The organism is Actinoplanes sp. ATCC 53533 (assembly GCF_003947245.1).
This window is the reverse complement of the sequence record NZ_QHHV01000046.1, coordinates 148,260-164,935: the sequence shown is the minus strand read 5'-3', so window position 1 is coordinate 164,935 and position 16,676 is coordinate 148,260. Positions and strand designations below refer to the sequence as shown.

At 69.7% G+C, this 16,676-nt stretch carries 14 protein-coding genes; 13 read left to right on the top strand and 1 reads right to left on the bottom strand.

The window, feature by feature from the left end:
* Nucleotides 1-59: 59 nt before the first annotated feature.
* The 11 genes from DMB66_RS16685 to DMB66_RS16635 all read left to right on the top strand — a co-directional run bounded on the left by DMB66_RS16685 (nt 60) and on the right by DMB66_RS16635 (nt 12,300).
* Nucleotides 60-1,214 (top strand): ABC transporter permease, encoded by a 1,155-nt coding sequence (locus DMB66_RS16685; protein WP_199752407.1) that lies wholly within the window; start codon nt 60-62, stop codon nt 1,212-1,214.
* Entirely contained in the window at nt 1,211-1,963 is a 753-nt protein-coding gene (locus DMB66_RS16680; protein WP_125804991.1) for an ATP-binding cassette domain-containing protein, read from the top strand. The genes DMB66_RS16685 and DMB66_RS16680 overlap by 4 nt, the downstream gene beginning before the upstream one ends.
* 59 nt (nt 1,964-2,022) lie before the next feature.
* Nucleotides 2,023-2,943 carry a sugar ABC transporter substrate-binding protein gene (locus tag DMB66_RS16675; RefSeq protein WP_199752406.1) on the top strand — a complete coding sequence of 307 codons (921 nt, stop codon included), beginning with the start codon at nt 2,023-2,025 and terminating at the stop codon, nt 2,941-2,943.
* A gap of 14 nt (nt 2,944-2,957) precedes the next feature.
* The gene (locus DMB66_RS16670; RefSeq protein WP_125804989.1) at nt 2,958-4,133 is read left to right on the top strand and encodes an aldose epimerase family protein; all 1,176 of its coding nucleotides are present in this window, start codon (nt 2,958-2,960) and stop codon (nt 4,131-4,133) included.
* A gap of 18 nt (nt 4,134-4,151) precedes the next feature.
* Nucleotides 4,152-5,279 carry a sugar ABC transporter substrate-binding protein gene (locus tag DMB66_RS16665; protein WP_125804988.1) on the top strand — a complete coding sequence of 376 codons (1,128 nt, stop codon included), beginning with the start codon at nt 4,152-4,154 and terminating at the stop codon, nt 5,277-5,279.
* A gap of 40 nt (nt 5,280-5,319) precedes the next feature.
* On the top strand, nt 5,320-6,393 hold the full coding sequence (locus DMB66_RS16660; protein WP_125804987.1) for an ABC transporter permease: 1,074 nt from the start codon (nt 5,320-5,322) through the stop codon (nt 6,391-6,393).
* Nucleotides 6,393-7,178: an ATP-binding cassette domain-containing protein gene (locus DMB66_RS16655; RefSeq protein ID WP_125804986.1), complete on the top strand. Its 786-nt coding sequence runs from the start codon at nt 6,393-6,395 to the stop codon at nt 7,176-7,178. The genes DMB66_RS16660 and DMB66_RS16655 overlap by 1 nt, the downstream gene beginning before the upstream one ends.
* Before the next feature lie 70 nt (nt 7,179-7,248).
* Nucleotides 7,249-8,565, top strand: coding sequence for an L-fuconate dehydratase (locus tag DMB66_RS16650; protein WP_125804985.1), 1,317 nt, complete (start codon nt 7,249-7,251; stop codon nt 8,563-8,565).
* A 725-nt stretch (nt 8,566-9,290) separates the two neighbouring features.
* Entirely contained in the window at nt 9,291-10,676 is a 1,386-nt protein-coding gene (locus tag DMB66_RS16645) for a glycoside hydrolase family 43 protein (RefSeq protein WP_233624604.1), read from the top strand.
* A complete protein-coding gene (locus tag DMB66_RS16640) occupies nt 10,676-11,947 on the top strand; it encodes a cellulose binding domain-containing protein (protein WP_125804983.1) in 1,272 nt (423 codons plus the stop codon). The genes DMB66_RS16645 and DMB66_RS16640 overlap by 1 nt, the downstream gene beginning before the upstream one ends.
* An 11-nt stretch (nt 11,948-11,958) precedes the next feature.
* Nucleotides 11,959-12,300: an SGNH/GDSL hydrolase family protein gene (locus DMB66_RS16635; protein ID WP_125804982.1), complete on the top strand. Its 342-nt coding sequence runs from the start codon at nt 11,959-11,961 to the stop codon at nt 12,298-12,300.
* A gap of 24 nt (nt 12,301-12,324) precedes the next feature.
* Here DMB66_RS16635 and DMB66_RS16630 read toward each other — a convergent pair whose 3' ends face one another.
* Nucleotides 12,325-13,809 (bottom strand): sigma-70 family RNA polymerase sigma factor, encoded by a 1,485-nt coding sequence (locus DMB66_RS16630; RefSeq protein WP_125804981.1) that lies wholly within the window; start codon nt 13,807-13,809, stop codon nt 12,325-12,327.
* 467 nt (nt 13,810-14,276) lie between these two features.
* On the opposite strand from DMB66_RS16630, the gene DMB66_RS16625 reads away from it, so the two are divergent.
* Together DMB66_RS16625 and DMB66_RS16620 are read left to right on the top strand one after the other, a co-directional pair.
* Nucleotides 14,277-15,020 (top strand): FadR/GntR family transcriptional regulator, encoded by a 744-nt coding sequence (locus DMB66_RS16625; protein WP_233624603.1) that lies wholly within the window; start codon nt 14,277-14,279, stop codon nt 15,018-15,020.
* Between the two features lie 276 nt (nt 15,021-15,296).
* Entirely contained in the window at nt 15,297-16,631 is a 1,335-nt protein-coding gene (locus DMB66_RS16620; RefSeq protein ID WP_125804979.1) for an endo-1,4-beta-xylanase, read from the top strand.
* Nucleotides 16,632-16,676 lie beyond the last annotated feature (45 nt).

Sequence of the window (16,676 nt, the reverse complement as noted above, 5' to 3'; positions counted from 1 at the left end):
ACGTCACCGCACGTCACTCACCTGTTCGCCAGCCTGCTCTGGCCATGGTGGAGGTTCATATGACATCTGACGCCACTGAGCGCGACGCCCAGCCGGATACGGCATCCACGCGCCACGAAACCTTGAATCCGTCCGGTGGGTCGCGCCGCGAGTGGCCGGCAGGCTACCGCCCGAAACGCCGCAAACCGCCGGCCAGTGGGCCGCCACCGTCCGGTCCGCCGGTCGCCGGCCCGCGCCGCGACGCGGCCGGTCTGGGCCTCGCCGCCCTGCGCGTCGGCCCGGCGCTGATGTTGCTGGTCGTCGTGCTGGCCGCGGGTGCGCTGTCGCCGGTGTTCTTCACGACGCGCAACCTCGGCAACGTGCTGAGCCAGACGGCGGTGATCGCGATCCTCGCGCTGGCCCAGCTGCTGGTGATCGTGACCCGGGGTATCGACCTGTCCGTCGGGTCGACGCTGGCACTGTCCGCGGTGGTGGGGGCCATGATGTTCGGGTCGATGGGATCCGGCCCCCTGGTCATCCTGGCCATGCTCGCCACCGGTACGGCGGTCGGCGCGGTCAACGGGGCGCTCCTGGTCTGGGGCCGGCTGCCGCATCCGTTCATCATGACCCTGGCCATGCTGAGCATCGCCCGGGGCCTGGCGCTGTGGCTGTCCGGTGGGCAGCCGATCAGTGGCATGCCGGAGGTGGTTCAGCAGCTCGGCGGCGGCTCGATCGGCTGGTTCCCGTACTCGGCATTCCTGGTCATCGGGCTGGCGCTGGTGACCTTGCTGCTGACCCGGGCGATGGTCTGGGGCCGCTGGATCTTCGCGGTGGGCGGCAATCCGGATGCCGCCCGCCGGGCCGCCATTCCGGTCAATGGGGTGGTCGTCTCGGTGTACGTCCTGAGTGGACTGGCCGCCGGGATCGCGGCGGTCGTCAACGCCGGCCGGCTCAACGGGGGTTCGCCGACCTTCGGCGAACTGGCCGAGCTGGACGCGATCGCCGCCGTGGTGATCGGCGGGGCGAGCTTCCACGGCGGCCGTGGCCACGTCGGCAACGCGCTCGTGGGGGCCCTCATGATCGGTGTCATCCGCAACGCGATGAACCTGCTCGACGTCAACGCCTTCCTGCAGCCGATCGTGATCGGCGTGGTGATCCTGCTCGCCGTCGAGCTCGACGTCGTTCGCGGGCGGCTGGAAGAGCGGCTCCGGATCCTCCAGGTGGTGCGCTCATGAACGAGCCTGTGCTCAGCGTGCGGGGCGCGACGAAGCGTTTCGGCGCGGTGGTGGCGCTCGGCGGCGTCGACATCGAGGCCCGGCGGGGCGAGGTGCTGGCCCTGCTCGGCGACAACGGCGCCGGGAAGTCGACCCTCATCAAGTGCGTCTCCGGGGTGCACCGACTGGACTCGGGAACGGTCGAGATGGACGGCGTCCCGGTCGATCCGGGCTCACCGGCGGCCGCCCGGGCTCTTGGCATCGAGACCGTCTACCAGGACCTGGCGTTGTTCGACAATCTCGACCCGGCGGCGAACTTCTACGCCGGACGTGAGCTGACCACGCCGCGGTGGCTGCCCCGGGGGCTCCGGTTGGTCCGCCGGCGGGCCATGGCGGCGGCGACCGTGGAGGTCCTGCGCCGGCTCGAGGTGGGTGTGGCCGACGTGAACGCGGCGGTGGGACTCATGTCCGGCGGCCAGCGCCAGGCGATCGCCGTAGCGCGGGCGGCGGCGTTCGCCACCAAGGTAGTGATCCTCGACGAGCCCACGGCCGCCCTGGGCGTCCGGGAGTCCCGCCACGTCCTCGACCTCATCCTGCGGCTGCGCGCCGAAGGACTCGCGATCATCGTCGTTTCGCACGCGATGGATCACGTGATGGAGATAGCGGACCGGGCCGTGGTCATGCGCCGCGGCCGCACGGTCGGTGAGCTGATTCCCCGGCCGGAGAACAAGGAAAAGATCGTGTCGCTGATCGTGGGCGGAAACGGCTGACGCCGGTACCGGCGTAGTCAACGGAGGTAGGAAAAATGCGAGGAAGATCGATTGTCGCGATGACATTGGCGAGTCTGGTGCTCGCCTCCTGTTCATCCAATGGAGATACCGGAAAGGCCGACGCCGGCGGTGGCGAGCCACTGAAGGTCGGTTTCATCACCAAGTTCCCGGTCGACTTCTACGACATCATGGTCGACGCGGTGAAGAAGTACGACGCCGCGCAGGCCGACGTCGAGGTCATCTACGGCCAGGGCAAGAGCGGCACCGACGACGAGGGGGAGATCAACCACATCGAGAACATGATCGCGAAGGGCGTCAAGGCCATCGCGATCACCCCGACCAGCCCCGCCGTGCAGACCGCGCTGGACAAGGCGGTGCAGGCCGGTATCAAGGTGGTCCTGGTCGACAACGACATTCCCGGCTGGGCCGGCAAGAGCTCGGTCGTGGCCACCGACAACCTGGCCGGCGGCAAGCTCGCCGGCACCTGGCTGGCCGGGAACCTGAAGGCCGGCGCCAAGATCGGGGTCCTGCAGGGCCGGGTGGGCAACCCGTCGCTCGACGACCGGGTCAAGGGCCTCAAGGAGACCCTCGGCAGCAAGGCCACCGTCGTGAGCGAGCCGGCCACCGACTGCGACCAGACCAAGGGCCTGAACGCGGCGCAGGACATGCTCACCGCCCATCCCGACCTGACCGCCATCTACGGCGCGTGCGGTCCGCCGATCATCGGCGCCCTGCAGGCCATCAAGGCCGCGGGCAAGAAGCCGGGCGACATCACCGTGATCGGTTTCGACGCCTCACCCGACGAACTGACCGCGATCAAGGCCGGCGACCAGACCGGTTCCGTCGCGCAGTTCCCCGCGAAAATGGGATCGCTCGGCATCGAGACCGCGGTAGCGGCCGCCCGGGGAGAGACGGTGCAGCCCAGCGTCGACACCGGAACCGAAATGGTCACCAAGGAAAACGCCGCCTCCTTCACTTGAGTGAGGAGATCCACATGCACATGACCTCGTTCCGCCGCACCCTCGTCCGGATCGGCGTAGTGGCACTGGTGACCGGCAGCGCCGGCACGGTCGCCGCTTCCACCTCGTACGCCGGTGACCGCGCGACGATCACCAAACAAGCATGGGGCCGGACCGCCGACGGCGTGGCCGTCGACCGGTACACCCTGACCGCCAACGGCATGCGGGTGCGCATTCTGACCTACGGCGGGATCCTGCAGTCCATCGAGACGCCCGACCGCCGCGGCAAGTCGGCCAACGTGACGCTCGGCTTCGACAACCTTCGCGACTACGAGACGAAGAGCCCGTACTTCGGCAGCATCACCGGCCGGTACGCCAACCGCATCGCGAAGGGGCAGTTCACGCTCGACGGCGTCGGCTACCAACTGCCGATCAACAACGACCCGAACAGCCTGCACGGCGGCACGGTCGGCTTCGACAAGCACGTCTGGGCGGCCACCCCGGCGACCACCAGTGACGGCGTGTCGCTGCGGCTGCGGCTCACCAGTCCAGACGGTGACCAGGGCTACCCGGGTGCGCTGACGACCACGGTCACCTACACCCTCACCCACAACCGTGCGATCCGGATGGACTACCTGGCCACGACCAGCAAGCCGACGATCGTGAACCTCACCAACCACGCCTACTTCAACCTGGCCGGCGAGGGCTCGGGCACGATCGACGGTCACAAGCTGTTCCTGAACGCGAGCCGGTACACGCCGGTCGACTCGACGCTGATCCCGACCGGGGCGATCGACCGGGTCGCGGGCACCCCGATGGACTTCCGCGAGGCCACCGCCATCGGGGCCCGCAACCGCGACGGCTTCGCGCAGCTGCTCATCGGCCGGGGCTACGACCACAACTGGGTGCTCGACCGGCGGGACAAGACCCACACCCGCCTCGAGACGGCGGCCCGGGCGACCGATCCGAGGAGCGGCCGGCAGCTCACCGTCCGCACCACCGAGCCCGGCATCCAGTTCTACGGCGGCAACTTCCTGGACGGCACCCTGGTCGGCACCGGCGGCCGGATGTACCGGCAGGGCGACGGCTTCGCGCTGGAGACCCAGCACTACCCCGACTCGCCCAACCACGCGAACTTCCCGTCGACGGTGCTGCGGCCCGGGCAGACCTACCGCACCACCACCGTCTACCAGTTCGGTGTAGCGCGCTGACACCAAGGAGGGTGCAAGATGCGTGCTGTTGATCCCGCGGTCGCTGCGGCGGCCGACAAACTCCGAGGCGGCAGCGTCACCCGGCGCCGCCTGCTCGCCGGCACCGGCCTGGTGAGCGCCTCGCTCGCCGCGACCGGGCTCCTCTCCGCCTGCGCCGACGACAAGAAGGCCGCCGCCGACGCGATCGGCAACTTCCCGAAGACGCCGAACTGGAAGTTCGTCTTCGTCAACCACGTCACGACCAACCCCTTCTTCACACCCACCCAGTACGGCGCCGAGGACGCGTGTAAGCTGCTCGGCTGCTCGTACCAGTGGACCGGCTCGGCCAACTCCGTGGTGGCCGAGATGGTCAACGCGACCAACACCGCGATCAGCGGCAAGGCCGACGGTCTCGCGCTCGCGGTGGTGGACAAGACCGCGTTCAAGGCACCGGTCGACCAGGCGCTCGACGCCGGCATCCCGGTCGTGTCCTACAACGCCGACGGCGCCCGCGACGACGCGGGCACCAACCGGCTCACCTACGTCGGGCAGGGCCTCTACGAGTCGGGATACGCCCTGGGCCAGCGGGCGCTGACCCAGGTGCAGTCCGGCGAGGTGGTCGGCTTCATCGCCACGCCGGGCCAGCTCAACATCCAGCCCCGGATCGACGGCGCGCAGCAGGCGTTCAAGGACGCCGGCGGCGGGGTCACCTTCACCGCCGTCGCCACCAACGCGGACGTCACCAAGGGACTGTCCATCATCGACGCGTACGCCCAGGGGCACCCGAACCTGGCCGGCATGCTCGCGGTGGACGCCGGGTCGACCCAGTCGATCGGCCAGATCGTGAAGAAGTACGACCTGCGGAGCAAGGGCCTGAAGGTGGCCGGTGGCTTCGACCTGATCCCGGAGACGCTCGCCTCGATCAAGGCCGGCGACCTGGACTACACCATCGATCAGCAGCCTTACCTGCAGGGCTTCCTGCCGGTGCTCTACCTGTACCTCTACCAGGTCACCGGAGGCCTCATCTCGCCGCCGCAGACCAACACCGGCCTGCTGTTCGTGACCAAGGACAACGTCACCCAATACCAGAACACCCAGACCCGGTACGAGGGTTCGGCCACCGACGTGAAACTCGTCGAGCGGTCCGGGCCGATCGCACACGGGTGACCGTCGTCCGGCGAACAACCACACTGACCGGAGTGGACTGATGCACGAAACAGTTCGGGAAGGGGCCGCCGGGCAGGCCGGCGCGCCCCCTGCCGGGCAGGGTGGGGTGCCGGCCGCGGGCCGCGGCCGGCGCACCCTGTCCGTGCTGGGCCGGGCCGGCACCGTACTGGTGCGCTGGCGCGAGGCGAGCGTGCTGATCGTCGCCCTCGGCATGGCCCTCTACTTCCGGGCGTCCCAGGACGTCTTCCTCACCCACGACAACCTGCGCAACATCGCGCAGGCGACCGCGCCGACCGCCATCGTCGCCGTCGGCATCGTGCTGCTGCTGGTCAGCGGCGAGATCGACCTGTCCGTCGGGGTGGTCGCCGCGCTCACCCCGTTCCTGGTGCACTACGCGGTGGACCTCTACGGGGTGCCGGTCGTGCCGGCGCTCCTGCTGGCCTTCGCCACCGCCGGCGGCATCGGATTCTGTAACGGCTTCATCGTCACCAAGCTCAAGGTGCCGTCCCTGGTGGCGACGCTGGGCTCGTTCTACCTCCTGCTCGGCGTGCTGCTCACCACGTCACACGCCTACCCCGCGCAGATTCCCGAAGCGGCGCGGGGCCGGATCCAGCAGATCTTCGGCGCCGGCGACTGGGCCTCGCTGACCTGGTGCCTCGTCATCGTCGCGATCTTCCACATCGTGCTCACCCGCACCCGCTGGGGCCTGCACACCATCTCGGTCGGCGGCAACCCGATCGGTGCCACCGAGGCCGGCATCCGGGTGGACCGCATCAAGATCGGCAATTTCATGATCGCCAGCATGCTCGGCGCGCTCGCCGGGCTGCTCGAAGCGTTCCGGATCAACAGCATCGACCCCAACATCGGCGGCGGCACCGCGCTGGTCTTCACCGCGATCTCCGCGGCGGTCATCGGCGGCACCGCACTGGCCGGCGGCTCCGGCACCGTCATCGGCGCGCTCCTCGGCGCGCTGATCCTCGCCGAGCTGCAGAACGGCTTCAACCTCATCGGGATCAGCGCCAACCCGTTCCAGCTGATCCTCGGCAGCGCGATCCTCATCTCGATGATCGCGAACCAGTACCTGTCCCGGCTGCGGCGCAGGGGAGGCGCCTGATGACAGCGAACCCCACCACCCCGGACGGCGCCGAGCTGGGCACCGCGCTGCGGGTGGACCACGTGGTCAAGCGGTTCGGCGCGCTCACCGCGCTGCGCGACGTGAGCCTGCGCCTGGAGAAGGGCGAGGTGCTCGGGCTGATCGGCGACAACGGCGCCGGCAAGTCCACCCTGATCAAACTGATCTGCGGCTATCACCGCCCGGACGCCGGCCGGATCGTCGTCGGCGGCCAGGAAGTTGTGCTGCGCAGCGTCGACCACGCCCGCTCCCTCGGCATCGACACCGTCTACCAGGGCCTCGCCCTGATCAACGAACTCTCCGTGTTCCACAACATGTTCCTCAACCGGGAACTGCGCATCGGGCCACTGCTCAACAACCGGGCCATGCGCCGGCTCGCCAGGGAGCACCTGGCCGAGATGGGCGTGCACATCCCCGACGTGGGCGCCGAGGTCGCGAAACTGTCCGGCGGGCAACGGCAGGCCGTGGCAGTCGCCCGGGCCGTCTACTCCGACGCCCGGGTCCTGCTGCTCGACGAGCCGCTCGCCGCCATGGGCGCCAAGGAAGGCGCCCTGATCCTCGACCTCATCCGCGACCTCAAGGCCCGCGGCGACGTCTCGGTCATCATCATCGCCCACAACTACGCCCAGGTGCTCGACGTCTGCGACCGGGTCAACCTGCTCCAGCACGGCACCATCACCTTCGACCGGCCCACCGCCGAGGTGTCGGCCGACGAGCTGACCGAACTGGTGGTCGCCGAATACCGCAACCACCGCGATCGCCGCTGACACCGGTTGCTGCCCAGCCGGCCGGTCGCCCTGACGGCAGCCGTTCACCCGCACCATAGGAGTCGTCGCCATGCCCACTTCCGCGCGCATCATCGCCCTGGACGTCCTGGACGTGCGTTTCCCGACGTCCGAGCAGCTGGACGGCTCGGACGCGATGAACCCCGAGCCGGACTACTCCGCCGCGTACGTCCGGCTGCGCACCGACGCCGAGGACGGCATCGAGGGACACGCCCTGGCGTTCACTACCGGGCGCGGCAATGACGTGCAGGCGAACGCCATCGCCGCGCTGGCCCCGTATGTGGTCGGCCGGGAGGTGACCGAGGTGTGTGGTGACCTCGGTGGTTTCGCCCGGTCGCTCACCCACGATGCGCAACTGCGGTGGCTGGGCCCGGAGAAGGGCGTCATCCACATGGCCGCGGGGGCGCTGGTCAACGCGGCCTGGGATCTGGCGGCCAAGCGTGCCGGGATGCCGGTGTGGCGGTTCCTCGGCGAGATGTCACCCGAGCAGATCGTGGCCCAGGTCGATTTCCGCTGGCTTTCCGACGCGCTCACCCCGGACGAGGCGTTGGAGATCCTGCGGCGGGCCCTGCCGGGCCGGGCCGAACGGATCGCCCTGTTGCTGGAGCGTGGCTATCCGGCGTACACGACGACGCCGGGCTGGCTGGGCTACTCCGACGAGAAACTCGCCCGGTTGGCCCGTGAGGCGGTCGCCGAGGGGTTCACGCAGATCAAGTTGAAGGTCGGTGCCAGCGTCGAGGACGATGTGCGGCGGATGAAGACCGCCCGGGAGGCGGTCGGTGGCGGTATCCGGATCGCGGTGGACGCCAACCAACGCTGGGACGTGCAGCCGGCGATTGATTGGATGCGCCGGCTGGCCCCGTATGACCCGTACTGGATCGAGGAGCCGACCTCGCCTGATGACATCCTCGGCCACGCGGCGATCCGTCGGGCGGTGCGGCCGATCAAGGTGGCTACCGGTGAGCATGTCGCGAACCGGGTGGTGTTCAAGCAGTTGTTGCAGGCCGGTGCGGTGGACATTGTGCAGATCGACGCCGCCCGGGTCGGTGGGATCAACGAGAACATCGCGATCCTGTTGCTGGCTGCGAAGTTCGGGGTGCCGGTGTGCCCGCATGCCGGTGGCGTCGGGTTGTGCGAGATGGTCCAGCATCTGTCGATGTTCGACTTCGTCGCGGTGTCGGCGACGATGCGGGATCGGGTGATCGAGTATGTCGATCATCTGCATGAGCATTTCGTCGATCCGGTACGTGTCGAGCACGGTAGCTATCTCGCCCCGACCGTGCCGGGGCTGGGTGCGCAGATGCTCCCGGCCTCGCTCAAGGAATACCGCTATCCCGACGGACCCGTGTGGGCGGTTCGGGAACGATGATGTTCTCCGGTGCCGCCGGGGGCCGGGCGGCCGGGGATAGTGGTGGTTGCTCGCCCCTTTGCTCTGCTTCCCGATAGGAAACACCGGGTGGGAGGTGCGGGTCCTGCTTTCCGGTTGCTGCCGGGCATCGACCAGCGGGTGTTTCCGTGGGGGAAGCAGAGCAAAGGACGCGTTGGGGTGGGGCTGTCGAGGCCCGCACCCGCGGCCACGCCATCACCGTCTTCAACCGCGGCCTGGGCGGCGGGAGTCGGCGGTGATGCCCCGGCGAACGAGGCGGGCCTCGATCTGGCGCCGGGGTGTGGCCAAGGTCCTGAGCACCGCTACCCACATCAGCGACAGGCTGACCGGGTCCGGCCCTGACCGTTCCGCGGCGGTGCTCATAACAGAAATTCATTGCGGGTCTCTCGGCGCCATGCCATTTCCCGATCCGCTTCGGAAAATGTGTTACGAATGGTGTCCGGCCAAGGTCCGGCGTCGCCCCGAAGTGCGGGCCGGCAGATTTCGGATTCGTTTCGGCGGTGGCCCTTGAATGCCTCGTGACAATCTGGCAATCTCATGCGCATCGACGTTCAGCAATCGATCCCCCTTCCTGATCTCGGCGGGGGAGAGCCCATGCCGGGCGGGATTGTCAACGCCAACTGTGCGAGCTGGCCCAATTCGGGAGGGCGCCGACCGTGAAGAGAATGACGCCGAGTCGCGCCACCGTCAGGCGGGGGATCGCCGGGATGTCCGTGCTGCTGTGCCTGGTCGTGGTCACGCCGGCACCCGCCCGGGCGGACAACCCCATCGTGCAGACCAGCTACACGGCCGATCCGGCCCCCCTCGTGCACAACGGCCGGGTGTACCTCTACACCGGTCACGACGAGGACGGCTCGACGTACTTCACGATGCGGGACTGGCGGGTCTGGTCGTCGGCGGACCTGGTGAACTGGACCGATCACGATTCTCCGCTGAGCCTGACCACGTTCGCCTGGGCCAGTGCCGACGCGTGGGCCGGCCAGGCGATCTACCGCGACGGCAGGTTCTACTGGTACGTGCCGGTCAAGAACCGCGCCACCGGCCGGATGGCCATCGGAGTGGCCGTCTCGCAGAGCCCCACCGGCCCGTTCCAGGACGCGCTCGGTCGCCCCCTGTTGGAGAACGGGGAGATCGACCCGACCGTCTTCATCGACGACACCGGGCAGGCCTACCTGCACTGGGGCAACCCCAACCTGTGGTACGTGCGGCTGAACGCCGACATGACCTCGTTCTCGGGCGCGCCGACGCAGGTCCCGCTGACCGCGGCCGGTTTCGGTGCCCGCAGCGGAAACCCGAGCCGCCCGACGCTCTATGAGGAGGGCCCGTGGGTCTACAAACGCAACGGCGTGTACTACAACGTGTTCGCGGCGGAATGCTGCTCGGAGTTCATCGCCTACTCGACGGCCCCCGGGCCGACCGGCCCGTGGACCTATCGCGGCACGGTCATGCCCCGGCAGGGCGGTAGCTTCACCAACCACGCCGGCGTCATCGACTTCAACGGCGGCTCGTATTTCTTCTACCACAACGGCGCGCTGCCGGGCGGTGGCGGCTACACCCGCTCCGTCGCGGTGGAGAAGTTCAGCTACCACCCCGATGGCACGATCCCGACGATGTCGATGACCACCGCGGGCGCGCCGCAGGTCGGCACCCTCAATCCTTTCGCCCGGCAGGAAGCCGAGACGATCGCCTGGGAGACCGGGGTCGAGACCGAGCCGTCCAGCGAGGGCGGCATGAACGTCGGCTGGATCGAGAACGGGGACTGGATCAAGGTCAAGGGCGCCGCCTTCGGGAACGGCGCGGCCTCCTTCACCGCCAGGGTGGCCTCGGCGACCAGCGGCGGCCGCATCGAACTGCGCCTGGGCGGCCCGGACGGCACGCTCGTGGGCACCTGCACCGTGCCCGGCACCGGAGGCTGGCAGACCTGGACGACGGTCACCTGCCCGACCGCCGGCGCGACCGGGACGCGTGACCTGTACCTGCGCTTCGCCGGCGGCAGCGGCTATCTGCTCAACATCAACTGGTGGCAGTTCGCCACCGGCGGCGGACCGGCCGAACTGCCGCTGCGGCGCGCCTCGACGCTGGGAGTCTCCTGATGTCAACGCATGGTTTCCACCGCAGGCCCTGCGCCGTCGCGGCACTGCTCGCCCTGGCGGCGGCCGGCACCACGCTGGCCGTCGGCACCGCGTCGGCCGCGGACGTCGCCGTCGCGGCGGCGTCCGCGGGATGCGGCAAAGCGCCGACCCTGCAGACCGGTACGCACACCATCCAGAGCGGCGGCAAGAGCCGCAGTTTCATCCTGCGGGTCCCCGCCAACTACAACAGCGACAACCAGTACCGGCTGATCTTCGCGTTCCACTGGCGTGGCGGCACCGCCGCCGAGGTCAACTCGGGCGGGACCAGCGGAACCGCCTGGTCCTACTACGGCCAGCAGGAACAGTCGAACAACAGCGCGATCCTGGTCGCTCCGCAGGGGCTCGGCAACGGCTGGTCCAACTCGAACGGCGAGGACGTCACCTTCGTCGACGACATGATCAGGAGACTCGACGAGGGTCTCTGCGTCGACCCGACGCAGCGTTTCGCCACGGGTTTCAGCTGGGGCGGCGGCATGAGCTACGCCCTCGCCTGCGCCCGGCCGACGGTCTTCCGCGCCGTCGCCGTCATCGCCGGCGCGCAGATCAGCGGGTGCAGCGGCGGCAGTCAGCCCATCGCCTACTTCGGGCTGCACGGCATCGGCGACACGGTGCTCACCATCTCGCAGGGACGAGCCCTGCGTGACACGTTCGTCCGGAACAACGGCTGCGCCGCCCAGAACCCACCCGAGCCGGCCTCGGGCAGCCGCACCCACACCGCCACCACGTACTCGGGATGCCGCGCCGGATACCCGGTGCGGTGGGCGGCTTTCGACAACGGGCACATGCCCGGCCCGGTGGACGGAACCTACGCCGAGAGCGGCGTCACGACCTGGACCAAGGGCGAGATCTGGAAATTCTTCGCGCAGTTCCAGACCACCCCGCCGAGCCCGACGACGCCCGCGCCGTCCACCCCTGGGCAGACCACGCCCCCACCGGGCGGTGCCGGCTGTTCCGCGTCGGTGTCGGTGAACTCATGGACCGGTGGATTCGTGGCGACGGTACGGGTGACCGCCGGCTCGGCCGGTACCAGCGGTTGGAGCGTGGACATGGCACTTCCGGCCGGTGCCGGCGTGACCAATACCTGGAGCGCCTCGGCCGGCGGCGCCACCGGCACCGTCAGGTTCACCAACGTCGACTACAACGGCCGGCTCGGTGCGGGTCAGGTCACCGAGTTCGGCTTCCAGGGCACCGGCGCCGGCGCCGGCATGACCCCCACCTGCATCGGCCGGTAGCTCGTCCGTCGATGTCCGGCGACCTCGTCGTGCCGCTCGCCGACGAGTTGCACGTCGAACTACTCGCCCAGATGCTGGCGTACCCGCCGGTGCGCGCGGCGGCCTTGGTCGATCCGGCGCGGGTCGGCGGCTACTTCACCGGCCAGCCGCTGCGCTGGGAGGCGATCACCGTGGCCGAGGTGGCCGCGATCGTCCGCACGGTGGTGCCCGACTGTCTCGACCTGCACACCGCGATGCTCGAGCACGGCCTCGCCGACCTCATCGAGGACGACGGCGTCCACCCCACGATCGCGGGGCAGCGTTTCATCCTCGAACGGGTCGTCGCCCATCTCACCATGGCGGGACGCCGGTAGCGCGCTCCCGCCGTGCCGGACCGCTCAGGCGAGCGGGGGACGCACGAGGAACGTGCTGTCGAGGCGGAACCCGGTGCTGTGGTCGTCCGGGTCGACCCAGAGGGCGGCGCCGACGCGGCGCAGGAACCGGCCGCGGAAATTGGCCGACTCCAGCGTCACCGACCCGGCGCCGAGGCCGGGCCGGTCGCAGTACGTCGCGTCGCCCCGGAACAGAGTGGTGCCCTCGTTCCGGGCGAGCCGCAACCGCCAGGATGAATGGCGCAGGTAGCGGCCGTCCGGAGCGCGCAGGGAGAAGCAGGCCGGATCGGCCAGGCCGGGCACCACCTCGAAGGTGGCGCGCCGGCGGGCCGCGGCGTCGCTGCCCGGGCCGACCCGGGCGAGCTCCGCCAGGTCGCCCGAGACGGTGACGAAGCCGCCGCCGGCGCTCCCGGACTCCAGCGACACCGGGCCCACGCGCAGCAGGCCCGACGACGGTGCCGTGGTCGGCTCCCGGGCCTCCGGTGCGGAGCTCGACCACGGCGGGTCTACCGTGGCCAGGCCGGTCGTCGTGACGGTGACGCCGAGCGCCAGCGTGCCGGCGGCGACGGCGGCGGCGACCGGATGCGCCGCGGTCGCCTGGACGAGCCCGAGGAGCCAGCCCTTCGCGCCAGCGGCGGACGCCGCGACGCTGCTGGTGCCCGACCACGCCGCGCCCACCGCGGCGCCGGTCACCTTGCCGATCAGTCCGGCCTTCGTCACGACCGCGGCGGTGACGACGGCGGGCACGGGGAGCAGGACGAGCGCGGCGAGCAGACGCTCGGCCGGCACCATCCCCTCTGCTGTCCGCGCGCAGGAGGCGCACGACCGGACGTGCCGCGCGATGCGCTTGCGCCAGAACGGGCTCGGCACGCCGTCCCAGGTGGCTGTCACGGCGCCGAGCTGGTCGCAGCCGGGCGCGGCATCCAAGGCCGCCACCACCGAACGGCTCACCTCGAGCTGATCGCGCATCCGCTGCAGGCGTACCCCGGCGTGGGCGACGCCGACGCCGAGGGCCGCGGCCACGTCGGCCCGGCTGAGCCGTCCCGCGATCTCCAGCCACCACAGCCCGAGCAGTGCCCGTTCCTCGCCGGCGAGCCACCCACCGGCATGCCGGACCTGCCGCCGCTGGCCGGCCAGCTCCGCCTGCAGCAGCATCACATCCTCGATCCCGGCAGCCGGGTCCGCCCGGCCGGCCGCCTCGTCGAGCCCGGTGGCCTGGCGTGCGGCGGCGCTCTCCCGGGCGAGATGCGTGCTGACCTGATGCATCGCGATCGCCGCCAGCCACGGCCGGAAGCTGTGCGGCTCGCGCAGGCCGGGCAACTGGCGCAGGGCGCGCATCATGATGTCCTGCACGACGTCGTCGACATCGGCGTCGCCGCCCATCGCCCGCCACGCGAGGTTGTAGACCAGCGGCAGGTAGCGCCGGGCGAGCTCGTCCAGGGCGGCGCGGTCGCCGGCCCGAGCGGCGATCACCAGTTCGGTGTCGTTCATGGGGTACGTCGGATCCGCCTTCCCGGTCGGTCCGCCGGGGCCCGCCAGCCCGCCAGGCGGTTCGATCCTACGCGGCACCGGCCTCACCAGATACCTCCAATGAGTACGACTTATCGAACGCGGCGGCGAGTGGACCTCCCGGCCTCCGGACGACCCCGGCCCGCTCGCTGAACAGCCTTTGCGCACAGAGGATCGACCCCGCGGCACCGACCAGTATGCAGAGCTGGGCTTCGCTTGACTACTTCATACTCATCGACGTTGCCTCCGGGGTCAGCTCGTCAATGAGTCCGAGCTATGGACCGCGGATGTCGCGTCAAAAGTGCCTGTCGCCGGGCCGGCCCGCTGAGGTCGAAGCAGGCGGAGGTGCGCCGGCCGGCGGGCACGGATGGCGGCGCGGCCGGGACGGTAGCATGCGATCGGGCGCGTGCCAGTCGTATCCATCGGGGCGATCTGCGAGAGGAGCGGCGGTGACCGAAGCCGGGAGCGCGGAGCGTGGCTACCGGCCGGGCTACGAGGTGGCCGCCGAGCGGGTCCTGGAGTTGATCGCCCAGTCGCAGCTGCGTCCCGGCGACCGCATGCCGACGGAGATCGAGCTGGCCCGGCAATTGGGCACCAGTCGCACCGTCGTCCGCGAGGCGGTCAAGATTCTGTCGGCGCTCGGCCGCGTCCGCGCCCAGAAGGGCCGCGGTCTCTACGTCGCCGACGGCGAGGGTCTGCTCGGCGCGGGCCGGTGGGCGCCCTTCTTCCTCCCCGTCGACCTGGACCACGTCTACATGCTTTTCGAGTTCCGCCGGGCGCAGGAAATGGAAACCAGCCGCCTGGCCGCGCGCCGGGCCACCCCCGCCGAGCTGCAGGCCATCGGGAAGGCGGCGCAGGTGTGTCGCGGCGGCTTCGAGACCGGGCAGGAGGCACTGTTCAACGAGGGGGACGAGGCCTTCCACACCAGCATCGCCACCGCCTCGCACAACATGTTTCTCCAGATCGCGGTGCGCGAGGCTCGCCGGCTGCAGGCGCAGTCCAGCCTCATCGGGCTGTCCGGCTCGATCGGCGGCCACGCGGCCAAGGCCGTCGACGAACACGACGCCATCTACCGGGCGATCCGGGCCGGCGACCCGGAAGGCGCGGCCCGGGCGGCCGCGACCCACATCGACAACACCCTGGACGACTACCGCCGCGAGATCCAGCAGCGAATCTTCGCCGCGACCGACTGATCGGCGCCACCGATTCACTATTCTTCGAATGAGCTCGAAAAAAAGTGTTATGCCGCCGCTCGACGGTATATCGGCAAGGATCCGCAGCGCGATATCCACTCATATTCTTGAATCTGTGGGAGCGCTCCCGTAACATCCCCGACATAGGCCCGGCCCATTCCCCAACGCCGTCTTGCAGTCGATTCCCCGCGGCTCGAACGCGCGTGCCTCGTCCCCGTCATGCGCCGTGCGGAGTGCGCTGCGACGCTTCGTCCCCGCAGAAAGGCAGATCCCGTCATGACCCCCCGATCCAACCCCGGACCACGACGCGTCCTGGTGCTCTCGGCCGCGACCGCGAGCATGGTGATCGCTGCCGGCATCGCTGCCGTCGGCACCGCCGAAGCGGCCAGCACGCTGGGCGCGTCGGCGGCTCAGACCGGCCGGTACTTCGGTGCCGCGATCGCGGCCGGCCGGCTGGGTGACTCGACATACACCCGGATCCTCACCACGGAGTTCAACTCGGTCACTCCTGAGAACGAGATGAAGTGGGACGCCACCGAGCCGTCGCAGGGCAATTTCACCTACGGCAACGGTGACCGGATCCTCAATCAGGGCAATGCGATGGGCGCGAAGGTTCGTGGGCATGCCCTGTTGTGGCACGCGCAGCAGCCGGGTTGGGCGCAGGGCATGTCGGGCACGGCGCTGCGGAATGCGGCGATCAACCATGTCACGCAGGTCGCCACGCATTACCGGGGCAAGATCTACGCCTGGGACGTGGTGAACGAGGCGTTCGCCGACGGCGGTGGTGGTGGCCGGCGTGATTCGAACCTGCAGCGGACCGGTAACGACTGGATCGAGGCGGCGTTCCGGGCCGCGCGTGCCGCGGATCCCGCCGCGAAGCTTTGTTACAACGACTACAACACCGATGGCGTCAACGCGAAGTCGACCGGGATCTACAACATGGTTCGTGACTTCAAGTCGCGTGGCGTGCCGATCGACTGCGTCGGTTTCCAGTCGCATCTGGGCACGGGTATCGACTCGACCTATCAGGCCAACCTGCAGCGCTTCGCTGATCTGGGGGTGGATGTGCAGATCACCGAGCTTGATGTTCAGCAGGGCGGCAACCAGGCCAACATCTACAGCACGGTCACCAAGGCTTGCCTGGCGGTGACCCGCTGCACCGGCATCACCGTGTGGGGCATTCGTGACACTGACTCGTGGCGTTCCGACAATCCGCTGTTGTTCGACGGTTCCGGCAACAAGAAGGCCGCCTACACCTCCGTCCTCAACGCACTCAACGCGGGCGGCACGATGCCACCCACCACCTCTCCGCCGTCGTCCGGCGGCTGCACCGCGAGCGTGTCGCTGAACGCGTGGACCGGCGGCTACGTCGCCACCGTCCGCGTGACCGCCGGCTCCACGGCGGTCAACGGCTGGACGGTCGCGGTCAGCCTGCCGTCGGGCAGCGCGGTGACCAACGCGTGGAGCGCGACCAACGCCGGGACCACCGGCACGGTCAACTTCCGCAACGTCGACTACAACGGGCAGCTCGCCGCGGGCGGCACCACCGAGTTCGGCTTCCAGGGCACCGGCCCCGGCCCGAGCGCCGCACCCGTCTGCCGCGTCGGTTGAGCGCCGCACCGCCATCCGACACCCGCCGGCCCGGACCGTCCGGGC